The organism is Bradyrhizobium sp. MI1.3 (genome assembly GCF_055811695.1).
Map to the genome: position 1 here is coordinate 28,154 of NZ_JBVVPQ010000001.1, position 17,314 is coordinate 45,467.

Here is a 17,314-nt window from a genome sequence, read left to right on the forward strand (position 1 = left end):
TCTCCACTATTCGAAAACGCAAGCAAGCTGCTTGAGCGCAGGAAGGGTCTGGTCCTTTGGCGATATCTGAGCCTCTGACGGTGTGACGGGCCACTTGATCGCTAATGCGGGATCAGCCCAATAGACGCCGCTGTCATGGCTGGGGGCGTAGACTTGGTCGACCTTGTACAAGACGACGGTCTTGGGCTGCAAGGTACAGAACCCATGCGCGAATCCCTTCGGAACGAAATCAGGATTCCCTTCTCCGCAGCAAAAGCCGATTGCTGAAAGGTCTCACAGAAGTAGCCGCGGGCATCGAAAAACCGATCTGTTCGAATGACTTTGACATCGGGGATCGCCAAGGATCGCAGTTCCAGCATTGGGCACCTCCTGCCGGCCCTTAATATTTCCCCATCGGGGTTCGTTGCGACGGACCATAAGTAAATATTCGACGGAATTTAATTATCCGCCCGCCGATCCGTCTCGAAACGCTCACATTATTTTCGTTCAAATACCGGCTAGACCGTAACCCCTAGAAGCACCTTCCATTTTTCCAACGCCGGGCCGAAACGACAGACCCATCGTCATTTTCAATTTCAGCCTCGATTAATATATGATTTATTTAATTTGGCAAGCAGATTTTTATATGCATATAATCCCCCCGCCCGCGCGCCCCTCGGTGTGCGGGCGAGCGGCCCAACGTGACCCACCGTCGAACAGGTACGTGATGCTCCAGAACAATCTTCGACACACAGATAGCGTACGGCTGCCTGTGACCGGGCTGGCCCCACCCGTTCAAACGGACAGCGGAGGAATCAGCGACGTCATCAATTTCGGCCTCGGGCTTCTACGACGCCAATATCTCATGATCCTTGTCACTGCCGGGCTCGTAACTGCAGCCAGCCTGCTCTATCTCCGCTTGGCGTCTCCAACCTATACCGCGCAGGTTCAGATCCTGTTGGCTACTCCAAGGCCCCAATTTGTCCAGCAGCAATCGCTCCTCGCCGAGCCGGCCTTCGATCTCAGTCAAATCGAAACCCAGCTTCAACTCCTGAGATCAAAGGCCACTGCGGTTGCTGTCATCGACCAGTTAAAGCTGGCGGACGATCCGGACTTCAATGGGTCAGGGCTGTCTCTACAGTCGCTCTGGCAGCGAATTCGGTCATGGGGGTCGATTGGATCGAAGAAGGATGGCCCACCCGATACACATGGCGAACCATTAGACACTATCGTAGACGCATTTCTCAATCGGCTTTCGGCAGGGCGTGTCGGGTACAGCAACGTCATCGAGATCAGCTTTAATTCGAGCACCGCACTCCGGGCCGCGGAGATCGTCAACGCCGTAGCCAACACCTATGTTGCGGACCAGCTCAATGGGAAATTCGATGCCAATCGCAGGGCAACAAGCTGGCTGCAGGAGAGGCTGCGCGATCTCGGCGACCAAGCCCTCGCTGCACAACGTGCCGTCGACGTCTACAAGACCCAGAACAATATCGTTTCTTTGGACGGAAAGCCCATCGACGACCAGCAGGTCACAGAAATCAACAACCGATTGGCTGCCGCTCGCGCCCAGATCTCTGAAGCCACGGCCAAGTTGGCTCGCTACGAAACCCTCCTTGCCTCCGATCCGACAAAGCCGTCCTCGATGAACAATCTGGATGCAATCGGAGCCGATTCGACAAACAGTCAGATCATCAACGGGCTGCGTCAGCAGTATCTGGAACTCATGAGGCGTGAGGCCGAGTTGTCGGCCAGGGTAGGTCGCGACCACCTAGCAGTCGTCAATATCCGGAACCGCGCGCGGGAGTTTCGCGTCTCCATTTTCGACGAAGTCAAAAGACTTGCCGAAGTCAGCCGAAGCGAGTTCGAATTCGCCAAACAGCGGCAACAAGAAATCGAAAAGCAACTGTCCAAGGCCGTTTCGCAGTCCCGTTCAGTCAATTCTGCCGAGCTGACCATCAAGGAGTTGGAAAGCCGGGCAAAGGGTTTGCGTAGCTTGTACGAGACCTTTCTGCAGCGTTACATGGGCTCCGCGCAGCAGGAGACATTTCCCGTCTCGGAAACGCGGGTACTTTTCCCCGCATCGCCGCCGCCGAGCAAGAGCAAGCCAAAGACAATGTTGGTGCTGGCGTTCGGCATCTTCGGCGGTCTCGCGATGGGCGTCGGCTTGGCGCTCCTCAGAGACATCATGGACCGCGTCTTTCGTACCTCTTCACAGGTGGAAACTGTGCTGGAATTGCCTTGCCTGTCTTTAGTCCCATTGTTACCGGCCCGCAAATCCGCGAAGCTACCAGTTCGCTCCCAGCCAACCGATGATGACGTTCAACAACGGATAGTTCCGTCTCCAATGGCAATTCATCGGACCGTGGTCGGCATGCCGCTATCTCGATATACCGAGGCCATTCGTTCCATCAAGCTAGCCATCGACCACAATCCGGCGAAAATCTCCTCCCAGGTCATCGGCATTACCTCGGCCCTGCCGAATGAGGGGAAGACTACGATTGCAGCCTCGCTCGCGCAATTGATCGGGCACACCGGCAAGAAAGCTATCATCGTCGATTGCGACCTCAGGAATCCCTCACTTTCTGCGATCTTTGCGCCCAGGGCGGTCAACGGAATCATCGAAGTTGCAAACGGCAGCCGATCCCTGGCGGACACGATTTGGCGAGATCCCACGACGAACCTTGCATTTCTACCCGCCGTGCGGCGGGGACCTCTGCTTCACACCAGCGAGATTCTGTGCGCCGACGCAATAAGCAAGTTGTTCGACCGCCTGCGAGCTGACTATGACTACGTCATCGTCGACCTTCCTCCCCTGACCCCGTTAGTTGATGTCCGAGTCACTTCATCTCTAATAGACGGCTATATTCTAATCGTTGAGTGGGGCCGCACCAAAATCGATGTCGTGCAGCACGCACTGCACACGGCACCCAACATTCATGAATCGCTGATTGGGGCAGTTCTCAGCAAGACGGATACCAAGGCAATGGCTCGATATGACGGCCATCGGAGCTATTACTATCATGACAGCCACTATATCCGTTATGGCCTTTCCGGCTCTTGATGCTGTCTCGTAGCGGCCTGCACGTTCTCCGGCCACCGGAGTGGCCGCACCACACCATGGTGTTTACATGATTATCTGGCTTGTCCTGTTAGCCGAGTTTGTGGCGATCACCGCGGCGCTCGCAATGCCGGAAAGCCTGCAAAGCTTGGGATTGGCATCATTCATACTAGCAACAGCCGCGCTGATTGTAGCGCTCTTTCCATCGCCCGCCTCCCTCGGGCTCACCAAGCTGCTCCGGACTGGTCCCGTCGTTGTGCTCGCGGCTCCGGCCCTTTGGATGGCGTTACAGGTGGTGCCGATGCCTATGGACACGCTCGGAAATCCCATCTGGGCAACTGCTTCGGCGGCTTTAAGCGAGCCCCTCGCCGAAAAAATCACACTCGATATGGGGGCGACTATGCGCTCGCTGGCGCAGTATTGCGCTGTGCTCGCCGCGGCCCTCGTCACTGCGGTCATCACGCTTGACCGATATCGCGCAGCGCAAGTCCTGCATATACTACTGTCGATAGCCACGATTGCCACGGCCATGTGGTTCGGCAAGGAAACTGCCGGTGTCGCCGGGCCCGATGGCGCAACCGTCGCAGTGCTCGGCGTCTTGCTCTCCTGCGCCACGGCAATACGCGCGGCCGATCAAATAGCGCGGCACAGTCGGCCAGGAACAGTTGCGCCAGTTCCGTTCCTTGCACTGTCCGCCGCGACCATCGCAATGATTGTCTGCTTGGCCGCGCTGCTCATTCGGACCAACTCCACCGCCGTCGTCGCCGCCCTCCTCGGATCAGCAATCTTGCTCTCGGTTTTCGTTATTCGCAGGTGGTTCTTGGGCTTGTGGGGCACCGCTGGCGTTTTCGCAACCGCCGCAATATTCTTTATTGCCAGCGTAACGGTTATTCCGTTTAGGACGAACACCGATGTGACGATCGCCTTGTCAACGAGCAGTCAGATCGCGACAGAACGGATGCTACAGGAGGTCAGGCCGGCGGGATCCGGTGCCGGCGCTTCGACGGTCCTTTTGCCGCTTTATCGGGACATTGGAATCGGCGCCCCGCGAGAAAGGCCAACGGCTGCCGCCGCAATGGTTATAGACATGGGCTGGGCGTTCCTTTGCGGCCTTGTAGTAATAGCGATGCTCGGCGCTTGTATTCTGATCAGGCGTTCTCTGTCACGAGCTTACGACTACGTGTACCCCGCCTTGGGCGCCGGTGCTTCGATTGCACTGACGATCCTGGCCTTTGCCGACCATGGAATTCTGGGTTTGGGCGCATCGCTTTTGGTCGCTGCGCTTTTTGGGCTGGCGTTCGGTCAAAGCGTCTCCGGTGCGGGCCGTGAGGCCATATCCTTGGAATCGAAAGGGGCTTCGGACTGGATGGCCGGTCCAGCTCCGGCGTCTCGTCCAAGGCTCGCGCCAGCGTTTGCCATCCCATGGCCGCGCGCTGCTCTGGCGGTGCTTGGAATAGCGCTGATCATACAGACGATATGGATGGTCCTCCCTGGCCGGTATCTCGGAGGTCAGTCTTCTTTGTCGGCAGCTGTTTCGGCCGCAGCAGCATGGCCAAACGGGATCTCGAAACCAGTTTCGGCTGCGGCAGCGCATGAAGACCTTTGGATCCGAGGGGAATCACGATCCCGTGGAGATCCGGCTCTCGCCGCGGACGAGCAAAAAACGGAACTTCCGGCAGCGTCGAATGCGTTTGCCCGCGCGCTGCGCTCGTCGCCGCTCCGCGGCGACATTTGGCTCATGCTCGCGGCGGCGCCGAAACAGAATTCGATCCAGACGGCAGCCATGCTTAAGATGTCGTACTATACTGCGCCGAACGATCTGGATCTGCTTCCATTAAGGCTGTCCGTCGCGCTCGCTACAGATGCTGTGGTACGCGAGCTTGAATTTCGGGACTTGATCAAGCGGGACGTCAGCCTCGTCGTTACGCGCCGACCTGCTATCAGACCAGCGCTTCTGGCCGCGTACCGGTCAGCCTCGGCCGAGGGGAAGATCTATCTCGAGAACTTAATTTCGGAGCTCGATCCGACCTACCTCGACAACATGCGCGCGCGGAATTCGCGACAGGGATCTCGATAGGATCCTCTGAGCAGTGCGACATATTTAAATGGCGGAAACCAGGATTTTTCTCTTGATAAATCGGATTAATTAATAATATATTAAATATTAACTCGCGGGTGTCCCGACAATGAATTTCGTGAACCGACATTTCCCCGACCGGGAAGTTACGGATCGTGTCAGTCCCGGGCCGATAGTATCCCGCCAGCACAAATGGCCTCTCCGTTACGACTCGATCGAATACGTGGCGCTCTGTGCGGATATTGCGACCGTTGTTTTTGCGAGCGTCGTTTCGACGTGGCTGAGCCAAGCTCAGAGTGGATGGGCTGCAGGCGACTTAAGCAACGCACTTGGCCTGGCCCTAGTCAGCGCAACATGTCTCGTTTGCCTCTTGAAGACGCACGGCCTTTATCGGCCAGCCGAGCTCCTCGTCCTGCGAAGTCAGATGCGCGCCGTCTGGATTGCATGGGCGTCATTGTTGTTCTTGATATGGGCCGGGTACGGTTTTGCAATTGGTTCGGGCTCTTCTCACCAAGCGGGCACACTTTTCGCTGTCCTGGGCCTGGGCTTGCTTATGGCCGAGCGGTGGGGAGTGAGAGCGCTTCTCGGGAAGGGCCTGAGCGGCAGAAAATTCGCCAGCACAAACATTGTTCTGGTCAGCGACCAGCCGCCATCGAAAAACGCCGGACTGCCTGAAACGCTGGCGATGCATGGTTATTGTGTCCGAGGCCGGTTCAGCTTGCCCCCAATCGGCTTCGGTCCTGCCTGTCGAAGGCGGCTCACGGCTCGCGTGATTGACTACATTCGCAGCTCCGAGCTCGACCAGGTGGTTGTGGAAGCGAACCCGGAACGATGGCCTGAACTTCGGGCCTTCGTTGCCGACTTGCGGGTCTTGCCGCTACCGGTTGTGTTCGTGCCGGTCGGTACGACATCCGAATTGCTTCGACACCCCACGCGAAGCCTTGGAAGTACGGTTTGTGTTGAACTCCAGCGTGGGCCGCTTACGCAGCTGGACTGTGCGACCAAACGAATCATTGATCTTTTCGGCGCCGCGCTCGCCTTGACGATACTTGCCCCGCTGCTTGTGCTGGCCGCACTTGCAATCAAGCTGGACTCGCCCGGCCCCATATTCTTTCGACAGCAACGCTGTGGTTTTAATGGCCGGATCTTCCTGATCCGCAAATTCCGGACGATGCATGTGCTCGAGGACGGGCCCGCGATCCTTCAGGCCCGTCGCCTCGACCGACGGGTGACCCGCGTCGGCAAATGGCTGCGACGGACAAGCTTCGATGAACTGCCACAGCTGTTAAATGTGCTCGACGGCAGCATGTCGCTGGTCGGTCCGCGTCCTCATGCCTTGGCTCATGACGGAGAATTTGACAAGCTCGTGCGGAACTACGCCCTACGCCGTAGGGTCAGGCCAGGATTGACCGGATGGGCCCAAGTCCATGGCTGCCGCGGTCCAACCCCCACAGCCATCACGGTCGAAACACGCGTACAATACGATCTCTGGTACATCGACAACTGGAGCCTTCGGCTTGATCTCGTAATCCTGCTGCGAACTCCCCTCGAAGTGCTGCGGGGACGCAACGCCTATTAGGCCACAGGATCACGGCACTGCGGCGGCCATTTAACCCCAACCACCCCGTCGAACAGTGCAGATCAGGTTACGCGCGCTGACGAAGCTTCGGACTTGCATCCCCTATGCGAAAGTCCTCAATTCTCCGGCCAGACTTCATGGCAGCAACCAACCACCGCGGCCGCTTGCCGCGCCCCGACCAGGTCTCGGAGGTCTGGGGGTTCCGGTATTTCGGCAGCACACGCGGATATTTGCGTCTCGCCTTGGCAGTCGGAGACACGCCCGGTCCGCTTGAGTCCGCCAAAACAGCCACCCCGCCCCCGAGAACCGCCAAGCGCTTCTCCAGTTCGTGCTTTTCTGCCTTAATTCGGTCCGATAAGATCCCGCTAATTTCCTCATGAAGCGACCAGAGATCGTCAAGGGACATTGATTCTAATTCGAGTTTCTTAGCTGGCATGCTCGCACCCTATAGTTGCGCCAAACTTAATATGCCCCGCATCGACATTAATCAAGATGGTGAACTAGATTTACCCAACAAAATGTATGGAACCGCACTTAATCCGCATTCCCAGATAACTGCGTCGCAGCAATCAATCAAGCCGAAACAATGGGCTATCCGCATAATCTAATTGCTGAGCGGGTAAATTCACACGTCCAGCGGGCAGCCGTGGAACCATTCAAGCGAACTGATATGATGGGATCACATCGAGCGCCGGTACAAGTCATCCGCGACGCAATATTCTCGATGAATATGGCCGGCGTAGGCTGTCCTTTGTTCTGGGCAATCTCGATATTGCAGCCTTCGGATATGCACGAGCGCCAACGAACTCAATGTCCCTCAGCCCAAACCGCCTGAACTCGATTTGAGCTTCAGGTCCCGAATGTCCGAGGGGCCAGCCGGGGAAGGATGCTCCGACTGTGCCGCCGAGAGGAACTCGATTGAGAGACTCCCCTTTCTTGCTTTGCAGCAAGTCGTTGATCTGCCTACCCCCATTTAATAAAATAACCCTAGTAATAATTATTAAATAATATACTATTTATTTACTGTAGCGTCGATTTGAAGCACTGGCTTTGGTCCATCGTTGATTTGGGCGTTCGGGCAATGATGTGCTCGTAAGCTGAGGATGACAGATGGATCAGGCGTCAGTCAAACGGTGACGAGAATGCTATGCGTCGGCAAGATCTCGAAGCCATGGACTTTGAGGAACTCTGGCTCCTTCACGAAGAGCTGACAAAGATACTTGCCGAAAAGATCACAGTCGAGAAGCGAGAACTCGAAAAACGTCTTGCGCAACTCAACCAGCCGGATCAATTCGGTGAAGCTGAACGCCGGGCCGCCAACGCTGGACCGAGCGAGCCGCCGCGCCGCAAATACCCGAAAGTCGTGCCAAAATACTTCAATCCACTCCGCCCGACGGAGACTTGGTCGGGGCGTGGCAAACAGCCGCGCTGGCTAGTTGCCGCGCTCCAATCGGGCCACACGCTCGAAGAGTTCAGGATTCGCGAAAACGACGAGTCGTCCGATCGGAATGCCGGTGGACAAGGGCATTAACTCCGCGCAACTGCCGACATGTCGTTTGCTAAAATTGTTTGGCCTTGAAGGCGTGCGAGCGTTGCTGGCTTTACACCTTTCCGACACGAACGGCGGTGGCGGCCCTCAACAGGAACTTCAAGGTGTCCGTTCTTGGCACGGACCACAATCCAGGCCGGCGCATGCCGGTTTGCGTGCAGCCAGAGGTCGCCTCCCGCCGGTAGTTTCTGAGGTCCAGGACGGTCATTGCGAGGAACGGCACACGTGTGGCCGGAAAGCGCGCTTGCATTAATTGTCGCATGAACTGCAGACGAGGAATCAGCCGAGTGCGCATTGAGCGCGGGATCTCGACCCCAAGCAGCGCAGCAAGGGCGAGCAGTTGGGCTTCGACCGCGTTTTTCATCAATTCGCCCGAGACATGAGAGGCAAGTTCCTGCCAGTCCAGCCCTTCAGAATCGTTCAAGTCGCGCAACCCGACCAGATGCCGGAGATCGAGTTCGCCAAGCCAGTAGCCGTAGTCTTGGAACTGATCGTGGATGATCAACATCAGCGCTCGATAAGTGGGCGTCGGGACGTACACGCGTCCGCGCCCCAGCAGCGCGGGGACGCAATGGTCCAGGGCATGTCCCGAGCCAGCATAGAGGTAGGCGGGGCCTGGAGCGGCCCGCTGCAGATCGATGGTTCCGACATCCCGCGGTCGACTTAGCTCGACATACCACCTCCGGCTTTCAGGGCGCGCTTGATCGTGAATTTCATAGCCAATTGCGCCCAGAGCGGCGACCGCCCTTTCAGCTTCGTCCGGCATGACCATAATATCCAGATCACACATCAGCCGAACTCCCCGCCGCTCGACAGGTGCTGTGGCTAGCGTTGCCGCACCCTTGAGCAACACCGGCGTAACTCCCTGGCCATTCATCGCAATGACGGCCTCTTCCAATTGACCGGCCAGCCGATCGTTGCGCAGCACGTTTCGGCGATGGATCTGGCGGATATAGGTGCACACGTCCTCTGGCAACACCGATGCAAATTGATCGACGAAGTCAATGAGCGCAGGCGTCGTCAACGTCTGGTTTGCGAGCCCGATGACGGAGGTCCACTCCACTTCGACGGGCGGCAAGCCTCGCAAGCAGTTGCATAGGCTTGTCAGTGCCGCACTATGCCTTGTCATTGCACAAGTCCATCAGCAGCTGTCGAGCCTGTGCCGATTCCGAATAGATAAGTTGGAACGATCGCGCGCCCGCAACAATCCGCTTCAAAGCGAAAAAGCCGGGCTGCGACAGCTTCCCGTCTGCGGCAAAAGCGCCCTCAATGAGCCGCTTGATCGAATCAAGTTGATCCAGGGGGGTCAGCTCGACGGGGCCGCTTGCAACCCGGTTCAGAAAGATGATCCAGTTGGCAGAGAGGCTCCCATTGTGCGCATCCGGAATCGGCAAATACCGCACTTCGGCGCCATCGGACCGGCGGTGCGTCACGTCGTTCCAATCGCCATACAGTCGGGATAGCAACCGCCACGATCCCTGCTTGAGGGTGAGGGCAAATGGGATGCCGCAGATCGTTCCGTCAGCCCCAATTAGCGCAACGTCATCGCCAGCATACTGAAATCCAGCGTCGACCAGTTCTAGTGCAAGAGTCGACTTGCCGGCTCCCGGTTGGCCGCACAGCAGCAAGCCCATGCCGCACTTTACAAGAGAAGCGGCGTGGAGCGCGAAAGCCCACTGATTGCTTCGGATAAGTCGCTCGGTGATGTGAGCTTTGATTGTTGGGGCCAGAGCTGCGGCTTCACATCTTTGGATGCTCGCGTCATTCCCGCGGAAAAATACCCGATCGCCGAGCATCATTGTCTCGATCGCAATATCCTCCTCCTCGCCGCTGTCGTCCGTAACACAAAATAGCGAACTCAACTGTTGTAAGAGGTCCCGATTTGCAGCCCGGACGCTGATCCTGCGCTGACCAAGAACAGTTGAGAAGGCACAATCGGCCGACCTTCGCCAGTCGAGATCGAGCACCCCCCGATCGATCCAGACGTTCATCGCCTGCCACGTGAACTCGCGCGCTGCGCGCTCGCCAATGCCTAGCTGCCCAAGCTCCTGATGGACGTCTTCCAAAGAAGCGCCTTGTGCCAACTTGCACCAAATGAATGCCCCTAGCTGATCCAACTCATAGAGCTTCTGCCTTGTCTCGCTGAAAAGCACTGATCGACCGTCCACCAGCGCGAAGACTGCACCCGCGGCGGGTCTCAACACCATCTCTGCCGATGTTTTTTCCAGCATGGCTATGCCCGATAGGAACGATATCTGTTTCGGCGCCGTGTCGACGCGGTGGCGACAACATCCTGCAATGTCCTGTCCGCGGCGCGTTCAAACGAGCTGCAGTTGCCGAGGAAATTCGGTTTGATCGCCGTGCTACAGCGGCGCAAATCCACCTTCAGTGCGGATGCACATCGCCTGACTGGGATTCGTTTCGAATGACCATACGGCCCCGGGTCACGCCGCCAGCTGACCACCCTCGTTCACCCCAGATGGAGAAATATTCAACACTTGTCCTCCGAGAAAGGTCGCCGGCGCGGTCAACCGGTGAGAGTCCAGCAGATAGCGGTAAACTTCGCGAGCAGCACTCCGCTCTCGTAGAACGCGCTCCCTCTCGCTGATGCTCGCTAGTTTCTCGCGCATTTGAGCCAACTGCTTCGCAGCCGAGGTGGAGTTGCGCTTCTTCTGGACTGATTCCCGCATCGTCTCCTCCGACCAAAAAAATGACGAAAACAGCTTACGTCATTGACAACAATTAACAACGAGATTTATATGATCTCAATATAATCACTATTTATTTCATGTTTGAACCGGATGCAACCATTCAAATACCAAGAAGCGGGTCCTGCGTCGAAAACAGCCGACCAAGAACAGCGTCGCAGAAATCGCCGCGATGATCTTGGCCTCCTGCGTGCAGGACAGCAAAAAATAAAACTTGACGAGAGTCGCAAACCAGACCGACAGCGCAAGGCTTAATTTGCAGGATTAAATTCTAACAACGAATATTTCGCTGACGAGAGTGGAGTGAAACCGGTGATCGAATTAGCCAATTTGCCCATCACGGGCGACATGATCGTCTTCGTCGCGAGCGGCATAGCACGCGCAAAACTCCCACCCGCTCAGATTGGCCCATTTTCAGCGGCGCCCCAGGAGCTTTCGAGAGACGAATAATCAACGCCCGCGCTGCCGAGCCAAAGAGTGGCGGCGTCCAAGGAATCGCTCAAGCAGCGATCCGGCCGGTTGGAAAAACGTTGTCACGAGCAACCCGCCCTGCTCGAACAAGCACTCCCAGTGTGCGATGCCCCCCAAGTAACCCACACTGAGATGACGACGCACTCCAGCCGGCCGGTTCTCTTTCGTTCCACAACGAATAATAAATTCCTCGGGAGGCTCGCATGGGAATGATCATGGTCAAATGTCCGCAAACCGGTCGCGCGATTCCTACTGGTATTAGGTCGGAGCGTGAGGCTTTCCTGCGGAGCGTTGTGTTTTATGGCAATACTCGTTGCCCAGTCTGTCGCGCCAATCACAACTGGTTCGCTCGCGAGGCCTGGGTCGATGAGCCGGTCGTGCGGCCCAGGGAGATATTCGAGGAAGCGCCGCTGTGCTGATGCGTAGCGGGCTTCGGTACAGACGCGGAGCCGAACTGACTAGCATTACACGAATTTGGGCCGACCGCCTCATTTGACGCCGCGTGTGCGGAGTTGACCTGTTGCGGCATGGCTGCCGCACCGGCTGGGAACTAGTCTTGGTACGGACTGGATGCGCTCAATTATGCGAGGGCTTACTGGAGGGATGCGAAATATTTTGGCCTATCGTCGTAAAGCGAACTGACGCCCTCATGAACCGTAAGTTAAGCGTCACACCGGCAGGTCGGCGCAAACTAACGCTTCCGATCGCTGATCCTGCAAGGGCCTGTTTGGGGGTATTGTAGTGAGTAGTGGGGTTTGCGGCCGCTTGGCTGTTCTGCGTCAAACGGCGATGGAGCTCGTTAGCCTGCTTGCCCAATTGCAGAGGCTACGAGAGCAAGTGCGAAGGGCGGAAGGGCGAAGCCTCGGAGAAAGAGCGAGATTAGGGCCGGCGTCACGGATGCGTAGGCCCCGGTTTGGGACGAGTTGCCGCACGCGGATTCAATGATGGCGAGCGGCGCGCGTAATTTCAGCGAACTCGAAGACGATCGTCTCACGGATCGACCCTGAAGCCTCTGATAACCCTTTGGCACAGCTCCAAGCCGCCCGATCGCTCCTCAATGAGGCGTGCGCGCAGCGGAGTTTCAAGGCAGGCCGATGCGAGTGAAGGCTCTGTGCCAGGAAAAGTGCTGCGCTTGATCCGGCGTCCCTTTCCGGCTCTGACCGAGATCATCCACGAGCGGCATGCTGCGGATCATGTCTCGCACCTGAGTTGTTTAAGCCCCGGCTTTTTATCTGTTTTTAGGTTTATGAAGCAGCGCTTCATCTGAAAGACAATTTGAAAGCAAAGCGAAAGTTGTTCGCGTCAAATCATTTCGGTAGTTGCGCCATGGGAGGCAAATTTAGTTATCTGATATAATCATAATTAATAAGACGCAAAACAGGAAATAAGGTCAGAGAAAACCAATGGGAGGAGTGGATGGAGACCGTACGCCGCTTGCGCGCGATGGCGTCGCTGTGCCGACAGACTTCTGCGCATCATCCTGATCGAAGCTGGAAGCTTCTCGCCGAAGCTGAGTTCTGGGAGCATTTGGCTAATGACATGCTTCGCGAGCATTTCGAACAATGCACGGCTGGCTCCTCGCTCCGACCGATCGGACATGATCCGAATGCCGCGGAATCGAGCGCTCGCATAACCGCGTGAATGCTCTCGCTTAGCCCGAATCCCGCTCGGCCGTGTGCCGGGCGTCAGTCCTCTTCAAGGCGCCCCATGGAGAACCAAGCCCTGCCGGCGCCTTTGTCTGGCGGCGCGCAGACCGGAGCAGGGACGCCAAAGCGCGCTCGCTGCCCGGCTCGGGCCGCTCAGACTACCGAGTTCTGTTTTCTGGGTCGGGAATGCGCTTATGCGAAACTGTCGTTCGCCGTTGGACTTGCGCTTTGGCGTCCAGCACCTTTTCCCCAGCTCGTGAGGCGCGCGGCCGGCTCACCTGGTCCGAAAGGCTGGAGCCCCTACCAACTATTCCGGCGATATCACCGTCGACCTTCGCTGCCGGTATTTTCCGGTTAGGTGACGGTCCAACGATCATCTGCTCCTCGTTGCTCGTGCCGGTGCCAATAGCTCCGATCGGCAGACCATTTTGAGCATGGCCAGCGCCGGCATTTCTTTTGGCCTGCGCCGCCGCCCGCGACTTCGACGTGGCGGGTTGAACGTCCGGGCTGTTGGTTTGACTGGTGCGGTCCAGGTTTGCACCGGCACCAACGTCTCGTGTCCCCATTCCTGGAGGCGCCGATGGACCAGGGTTGGCGCTGCTCGCATTTGTACCCATGCCGGACGGAGCTGACCCACCAGTGTTGGCGCTGCCCGTGCCCGTCCCAGTGCCGGCACCCGCGGAGCCCGCCACTGCGCCACCTGCTTGGGCCAGGGCCAGCACAGATACGCTCATGATAATCGCAATGATCAACGAAGGGATTCGGTGGAGCATTGGACGATCTCCTTCTCAAGCGACCGGCCGCATCGGCCGAAACTTTAATTAGCGATATAAATCATTGAATAAAATATAATATGGTTTATTTTTGCCTATGGATAAATTGCAATTGGGAAGCGGATTGACGCATTAATGTCGCGGATGTGGGCACAAGCGCCGATGCAGGCAGGGTCGGGCCTTGGATCGCCCGTTCGCCGCACAGACGTGTGGATTGTCTCGGATTGTGTTCGGTGCTGTGCGCGCACCTGCGCAACAAGGTCGGCCTGGGTTGCACCGACTGTCCTGACGGTAATATCGGTATTGACCATACCCGTTCTCGCGCAGCAGCCAAATCAGCCGGCGAGCGACGCCCATGTCATGGCGACGCACTTGCGCGGCACGACCGGCTCGGACGGGTGGCGCACGGCGCGGCTGAAACCATCTGCCGACACGACACCCCTGAAGTTCGCACAAGCCACAATCAGCAATACCGAGCGATCGCGGCAAGTGCTCGCCGCAGAACAGGAGAAGATACAGGCCCTTGCTGCTGACCTTCGAACATGCCGACGGGAGCAGGATACCGTGCTGGGGCTGTTGCAGCATGCACGCGAGCAATGGACCAGCATTGCGGAGGCCACCGAGAATGAAACCAATAAGCTGCAGAAATCGCTCCGGGAGGAGCGCTTGCACACGGAGCGTCTGGAACGGGAACTTGTCAACACGCGCAACGATTTCGAAGTGCAGGCACGGCTAAGCCGCGAAATCGGCACCGAAGGTCACGAACCCGAACGCCGGGCACAGAGTGATCCGGGAGAGCTGCAACAAGCTGTCGAGCGGGAGAAAGGTCGGGCAAACCGGCTGGAGCAGAATCTGACAGCCGCTCATCACGACCTGGAGACCCAGTCGGCAGAGGTAACCAGACAAGCCGCAGAGATCAGTGCAAAAGAGGCAGCGGGGGCTCAGGTACAGGCAAGCCTCCGACAGGAGCACGATCGTACCAAACAGCTGGAGGAGACGCTCGCGACGACGCGAATCGAGCTCGACAACCGATCCCAGCAGATCGCGAAGGCAATCGAAGAGACGGCGCAGGCCAACCGAACGGCGGAGAATACCTCGGCCAAACTGAAGCTCTCATTGAGGGAAGAGCACGAAAGAGCAGATGCGCTGGCGCAAGAGCTCTCGTTGGCGCGTTCCAAGCTGTTCGCGTATGAAGCGCAAGCCGCGGCAAACGATGATCGAGCCGAACAGTTGAAAAAGCAGCTCCGGCGAGAATGCAACCAATCCGACCGAGATGAGCAAGAACTTACCGCAACACGCCCGAATGTCGGACCGTGGCTACCCGCCCGGGTGTCGGGTGAAGGCGGAGCCGGCAATTCGCCAACAAGGGAACTGCTCCGAACACTGCTGCTGGGATCGCCGCAGGCGCCGCCCGCGCAATTCGCGCGAGAGCTCGTGGTCACAGCAGCTGAGCCGAAGGCGCCATCCCCGGTTCTCGGGAACGAAAACGCAGCCGCGCTCGTGCGATTGATCGCTCGCGCAACCGGATTGCTTCGACAAGGCGACATTGGCGCGGCACGAGTTGTCCTGGAGCGTGCTGCTGAATTAGGGAGCGCACCGGCAAGTTTCGCGCTCGCCGAAACGTATGATCCGAGCCTGCTTGCCAAATGGGGCGCGAGCGGAACGCGCGGCGACACGTCCAAGGCGCGAGAGCTTTACGCCAGAGCAGCAGCCGGAGGGGTCAAGGAGGCAAGGGAGCGGTTCGACGCACTTGGTCGTTAGCAGCATCGGTTCAGACAAATGGTCGTGCGCTGTATCGACTAGTCAGATCGAATTTAAACTTACATGTCGAAGTGAAGAGCGCAGCGGACAAAACAGAATAGACGTTCCTAGGGGAGCCGGATCGATGAAGCAGCTGGTTGGAATACGCTCTTGGTTTCTCCTCATCGTGATAGCCGCTCCGCTTCTGATCATGGGCTGTTGCCCGGCAATGGCCCAGCAGACTCCGCGGGCGCGTGCGGATCATGCAAGGACGGAAATTGCGGCCATGAACGATTGGACGGTTGGAATTGCCGGAGGTCTGCTGGAAGGAGCTCCCATTCGGCTTGCGGCGGAAATGGCGCGAGTGGCCGATGATGGAACGGACCTCCACGTGCTGCCCATCGTGACCCGTGGCGCAACCGAAAACGTCAATTCGCTGCTGTATTTGCGGGGCATTGATGCAGCAATCATCAATTCCGACGCACTTGACGAGTACAAGAGCCAAGTGCCGGACATCCAGCGACGGATCACCTATGTGCTCAACCTGTTTCCATCTGAACTGCACGTATTCGTCAGGCCCGAAATTCAGAGCTTGAGTGATCTGGTCGGAAAGAAGGTCAATTTCAACACCCAAGGTACCGCCGCAGCTTATTCGGGCCCGCTGATTTTCAGCCGGCTTGGGATCGAGGTCGATAAGGCATTCATCCCCCATCAGGTTGCGATGGAACAAATGCGCAGGGGTGAGCTGGCCGCCGTCGTTTTCATAACCTCGAAGCCGGTGGATGCATTCATACGTGGTCGCTGGGAGGCCGGCTTCAAGTTCTTGCCGGTCCCCTACGAGAGCAAGTTCGAAGATTATTATCTGCCATCTTGGCTGGACGCAGCTGATTACCCGAACTTGATCAGGCAGGGGGAACGCGTGACGACTATTGCCGTTCCAACCGTGCTGGTCGCTTTCAATTGGCCGATCAAATCCAATCGCTTTCATCGTGTGGCGCGCTTTGTCGACCGCCTGTTCTCGCGGATCGACAAGCTGCAGGAGCCCGGTTTCGATCCGAAATGGAAGTCGATCAACTTGGCGGCGACGGTCCCTGGCCTGACGCGCTTTCCCGCGGCGCAGGCCTGGCTCGATCGTCTGCCGCGTTCGAGCCAGGCGGCACAATGACGTTCACCCTGATCGCTCTCGTCGTGACGCTCGCGATCGCAAATGACCTCGCTCGGGCCCGAGGCGCCGAAGACCCTATGGCGCCGGTTCGCGTCTCTGATCGGCCCGCAAATGGAGCCGGGGCGTGGATCGTCAGCGAGACCACCTCGCCGGTTGATTATTCATCGATCATCAAGGCTACACTACCATCTCAAGGGGGCAGTTCCGACGCAGCAATGAGCCTGTCGATACGGTGTCGCGGCGGCCTGACCGAAGTGTTGCTTGATGGAGCCGGCCTATCGGGCCGCCGCGAGGATTACACCGTCTCCCTGCGCATCAATGATGATCCACCTTTTCAGGTCTCGACAATCACGGCGGCGCGCGGTGTCGCACTTGAAAGCGATGTCGTTCGCCTGTTGCAATCGATCCCCGGCCACAGCGAACTTTCTGTGCATGTGTCACGCCGGACGGGGGCCGGCGCCGGTGCAGTGTTCGCTCTCGATGGTATCGAGAGCGTGCGTGCAAAATTGGCGACAACATGCAAATGGCCACGCGCGATCGCGAAGCCCAACAATTGATCATGAACC

General features: G+C 57.7%; 13 protein-coding genes. 7 read left to right on the forward strand and 6 right to left on the reverse strand.

The features are described 5' to 3' along the window. Positions 1-6 precede the first annotated feature (6 nt). The gene (locus AC0L3A_RS00120; protein ID WP_425304755.1) at positions 7-171 is read right to left on the reverse strand and encodes a dTDP-4-dehydrorhamnose 3,5-epimerase family protein; all 165 of its coding nucleotides are present in this window, start codon (positions 169-171) and stop codon (positions 7-9) included. After that, a complete protein-coding gene (locus AC0L3A_RS00125; RefSeq protein ID WP_473253301.1) occupies positions 102-359 on the reverse strand; it encodes a dTDP-4-dehydrorhamnose 3,5-epimerase family protein in 258 nt (85 codons plus the stop codon). The genes AC0L3A_RS00120 and AC0L3A_RS00125 overlap by 70 nt, the downstream gene beginning before the upstream one ends. A gap of 347 nt (positions 360-706) precedes the next feature. Here AC0L3A_RS00125 and AC0L3A_RS00130 point away from each other — a divergent pair, with 347 nt between their 5' ends. The 3 genes from AC0L3A_RS00130 to AC0L3A_RS00140 all read left to right on the forward strand — a co-directional run bounded on the left by AC0L3A_RS00130 (position 707) and on the right by AC0L3A_RS00140 (position 6,696). Next, positions 707-3,043 (forward strand): AAA family ATPase, encoded by a 2,337-nt coding sequence (locus AC0L3A_RS00130; RefSeq protein ID WP_473253409.1) that lies wholly within the window; start codon positions 707-709, stop codon positions 3,041-3,043. 67 nt (positions 3,044-3,110) lie between these two features. Beyond that, entirely contained in the window at positions 3,111-5,117 is a 2,007-nt protein-coding gene (locus tag AC0L3A_RS00135) for a hypothetical protein (protein WP_035993004.1), read from the forward strand. Positions 5,118-5,226: 109 nt separating this feature from the next. Continuing rightward, positions 5,227-6,696: an exopolysaccharide biosynthesis polyprenyl glycosylphosphotransferase gene (locus AC0L3A_RS00140; RefSeq protein WP_085383518.1), complete on the forward strand. Its 1,470-nt coding sequence runs from the start codon at positions 5,227-5,229 to the stop codon at positions 6,694-6,696. Positions 6,697-6,763: 67 nt separating this feature from the next. Here AC0L3A_RS00140 and AC0L3A_RS00145 read toward each other — a convergent pair whose 3' ends face one another. Continuing rightward, positions 6,764-7,132, reverse strand: coding sequence for an H-NS histone family protein (locus AC0L3A_RS00145; RefSeq protein WP_085383536.1), 369 nt, complete (start codon positions 7,130-7,132; stop codon positions 6,764-6,766). A 711-nt stretch (positions 7,133-7,843) separates the two neighbouring features. On the opposite strand from AC0L3A_RS00145, the gene AC0L3A_RS00150 reads away from it, so the two are divergent. Next, the gene (locus AC0L3A_RS00150; RefSeq protein WP_007592884.1) at positions 7,844-8,227 is read left to right on the forward strand and encodes an H-NS histone family protein; all 384 of its coding nucleotides are present in this window, start codon (positions 7,844-7,846) and stop codon (positions 8,225-8,227) included. A 70-nt stretch (positions 8,228-8,297) separates the two neighbouring features. On the opposite strand, the gene AC0L3A_RS00155 is transcribed toward AC0L3A_RS00150, so the two are convergent. The 3 genes from AC0L3A_RS00155 to AC0L3A_RS00165 form a co-directional block, all read right to left on the reverse strand. Further along, positions 8,298-9,374 (reverse strand): nucleotidyltransferase family protein, encoded by a 1,077-nt coding sequence (locus tag AC0L3A_RS00155; protein WP_473253303.1) that lies wholly within the window; start codon positions 9,372-9,374, stop codon positions 8,298-8,300. Further along, positions 9,361-10,476 carry a hypothetical protein gene (locus AC0L3A_RS00160; RefSeq protein WP_007592888.1) on the reverse strand — a complete coding sequence of 372 codons (1,116 nt, stop codon included), beginning with the start codon at positions 10,474-10,476 and terminating at the stop codon, positions 9,361-9,363. Before AC0L3A_RS00160 ends, AC0L3A_RS00155 begins: the two co-directional genes overlap by 14 nt. Positions 10,477-10,689: 213 nt before the next feature. Continuing rightward, positions 10,690-10,935: a hypothetical protein gene (locus tag AC0L3A_RS00165; protein WP_007592890.1), complete on the reverse strand. Its 246-nt coding sequence runs from the start codon at positions 10,933-10,935 to the stop codon at positions 10,690-10,692. Between the two features lie 3,211 nt (positions 10,936-14,146). On the opposite strand from AC0L3A_RS00165, the gene AC0L3A_RS00170 reads away from it, so the two are divergent. The 3 genes from AC0L3A_RS00170 to AC0L3A_RS00180 all read left to right on the forward strand — a co-directional run bounded on the left by AC0L3A_RS00170 (position 14,147) and on the right by AC0L3A_RS00180 (position 17,305). Then, the gene (locus AC0L3A_RS00170; RefSeq protein WP_473253304.1) at positions 14,147-15,604 is read left to right on the forward strand and encodes a coiled-coil domain-containing protein; all 1,458 of its coding nucleotides are present in this window, start codon (positions 14,147-14,149) and stop codon (positions 15,602-15,604) included. Between the two features lie 124 nt (positions 15,605-15,728). Beyond that, positions 15,729-16,748, forward strand: coding sequence for a TAXI family TRAP transporter solute-binding subunit (locus AC0L3A_RS00175; RefSeq protein ID WP_473253305.1), 1,020 nt, complete (start codon positions 15,729-15,731; stop codon positions 16,746-16,748). Continuing rightward, the gene (locus tag AC0L3A_RS00180) at positions 16,745-17,305 is read left to right on the forward strand and encodes a hypothetical protein (protein ID WP_354171014.1); all 561 of its coding nucleotides are present in this window, start codon (positions 16,745-16,747) and stop codon (positions 17,303-17,305) included. Before AC0L3A_RS00175 ends, AC0L3A_RS00180 begins: the two co-directional genes overlap by 4 nt. Positions 17,306-17,314 lie beyond the last annotated feature (9 nt).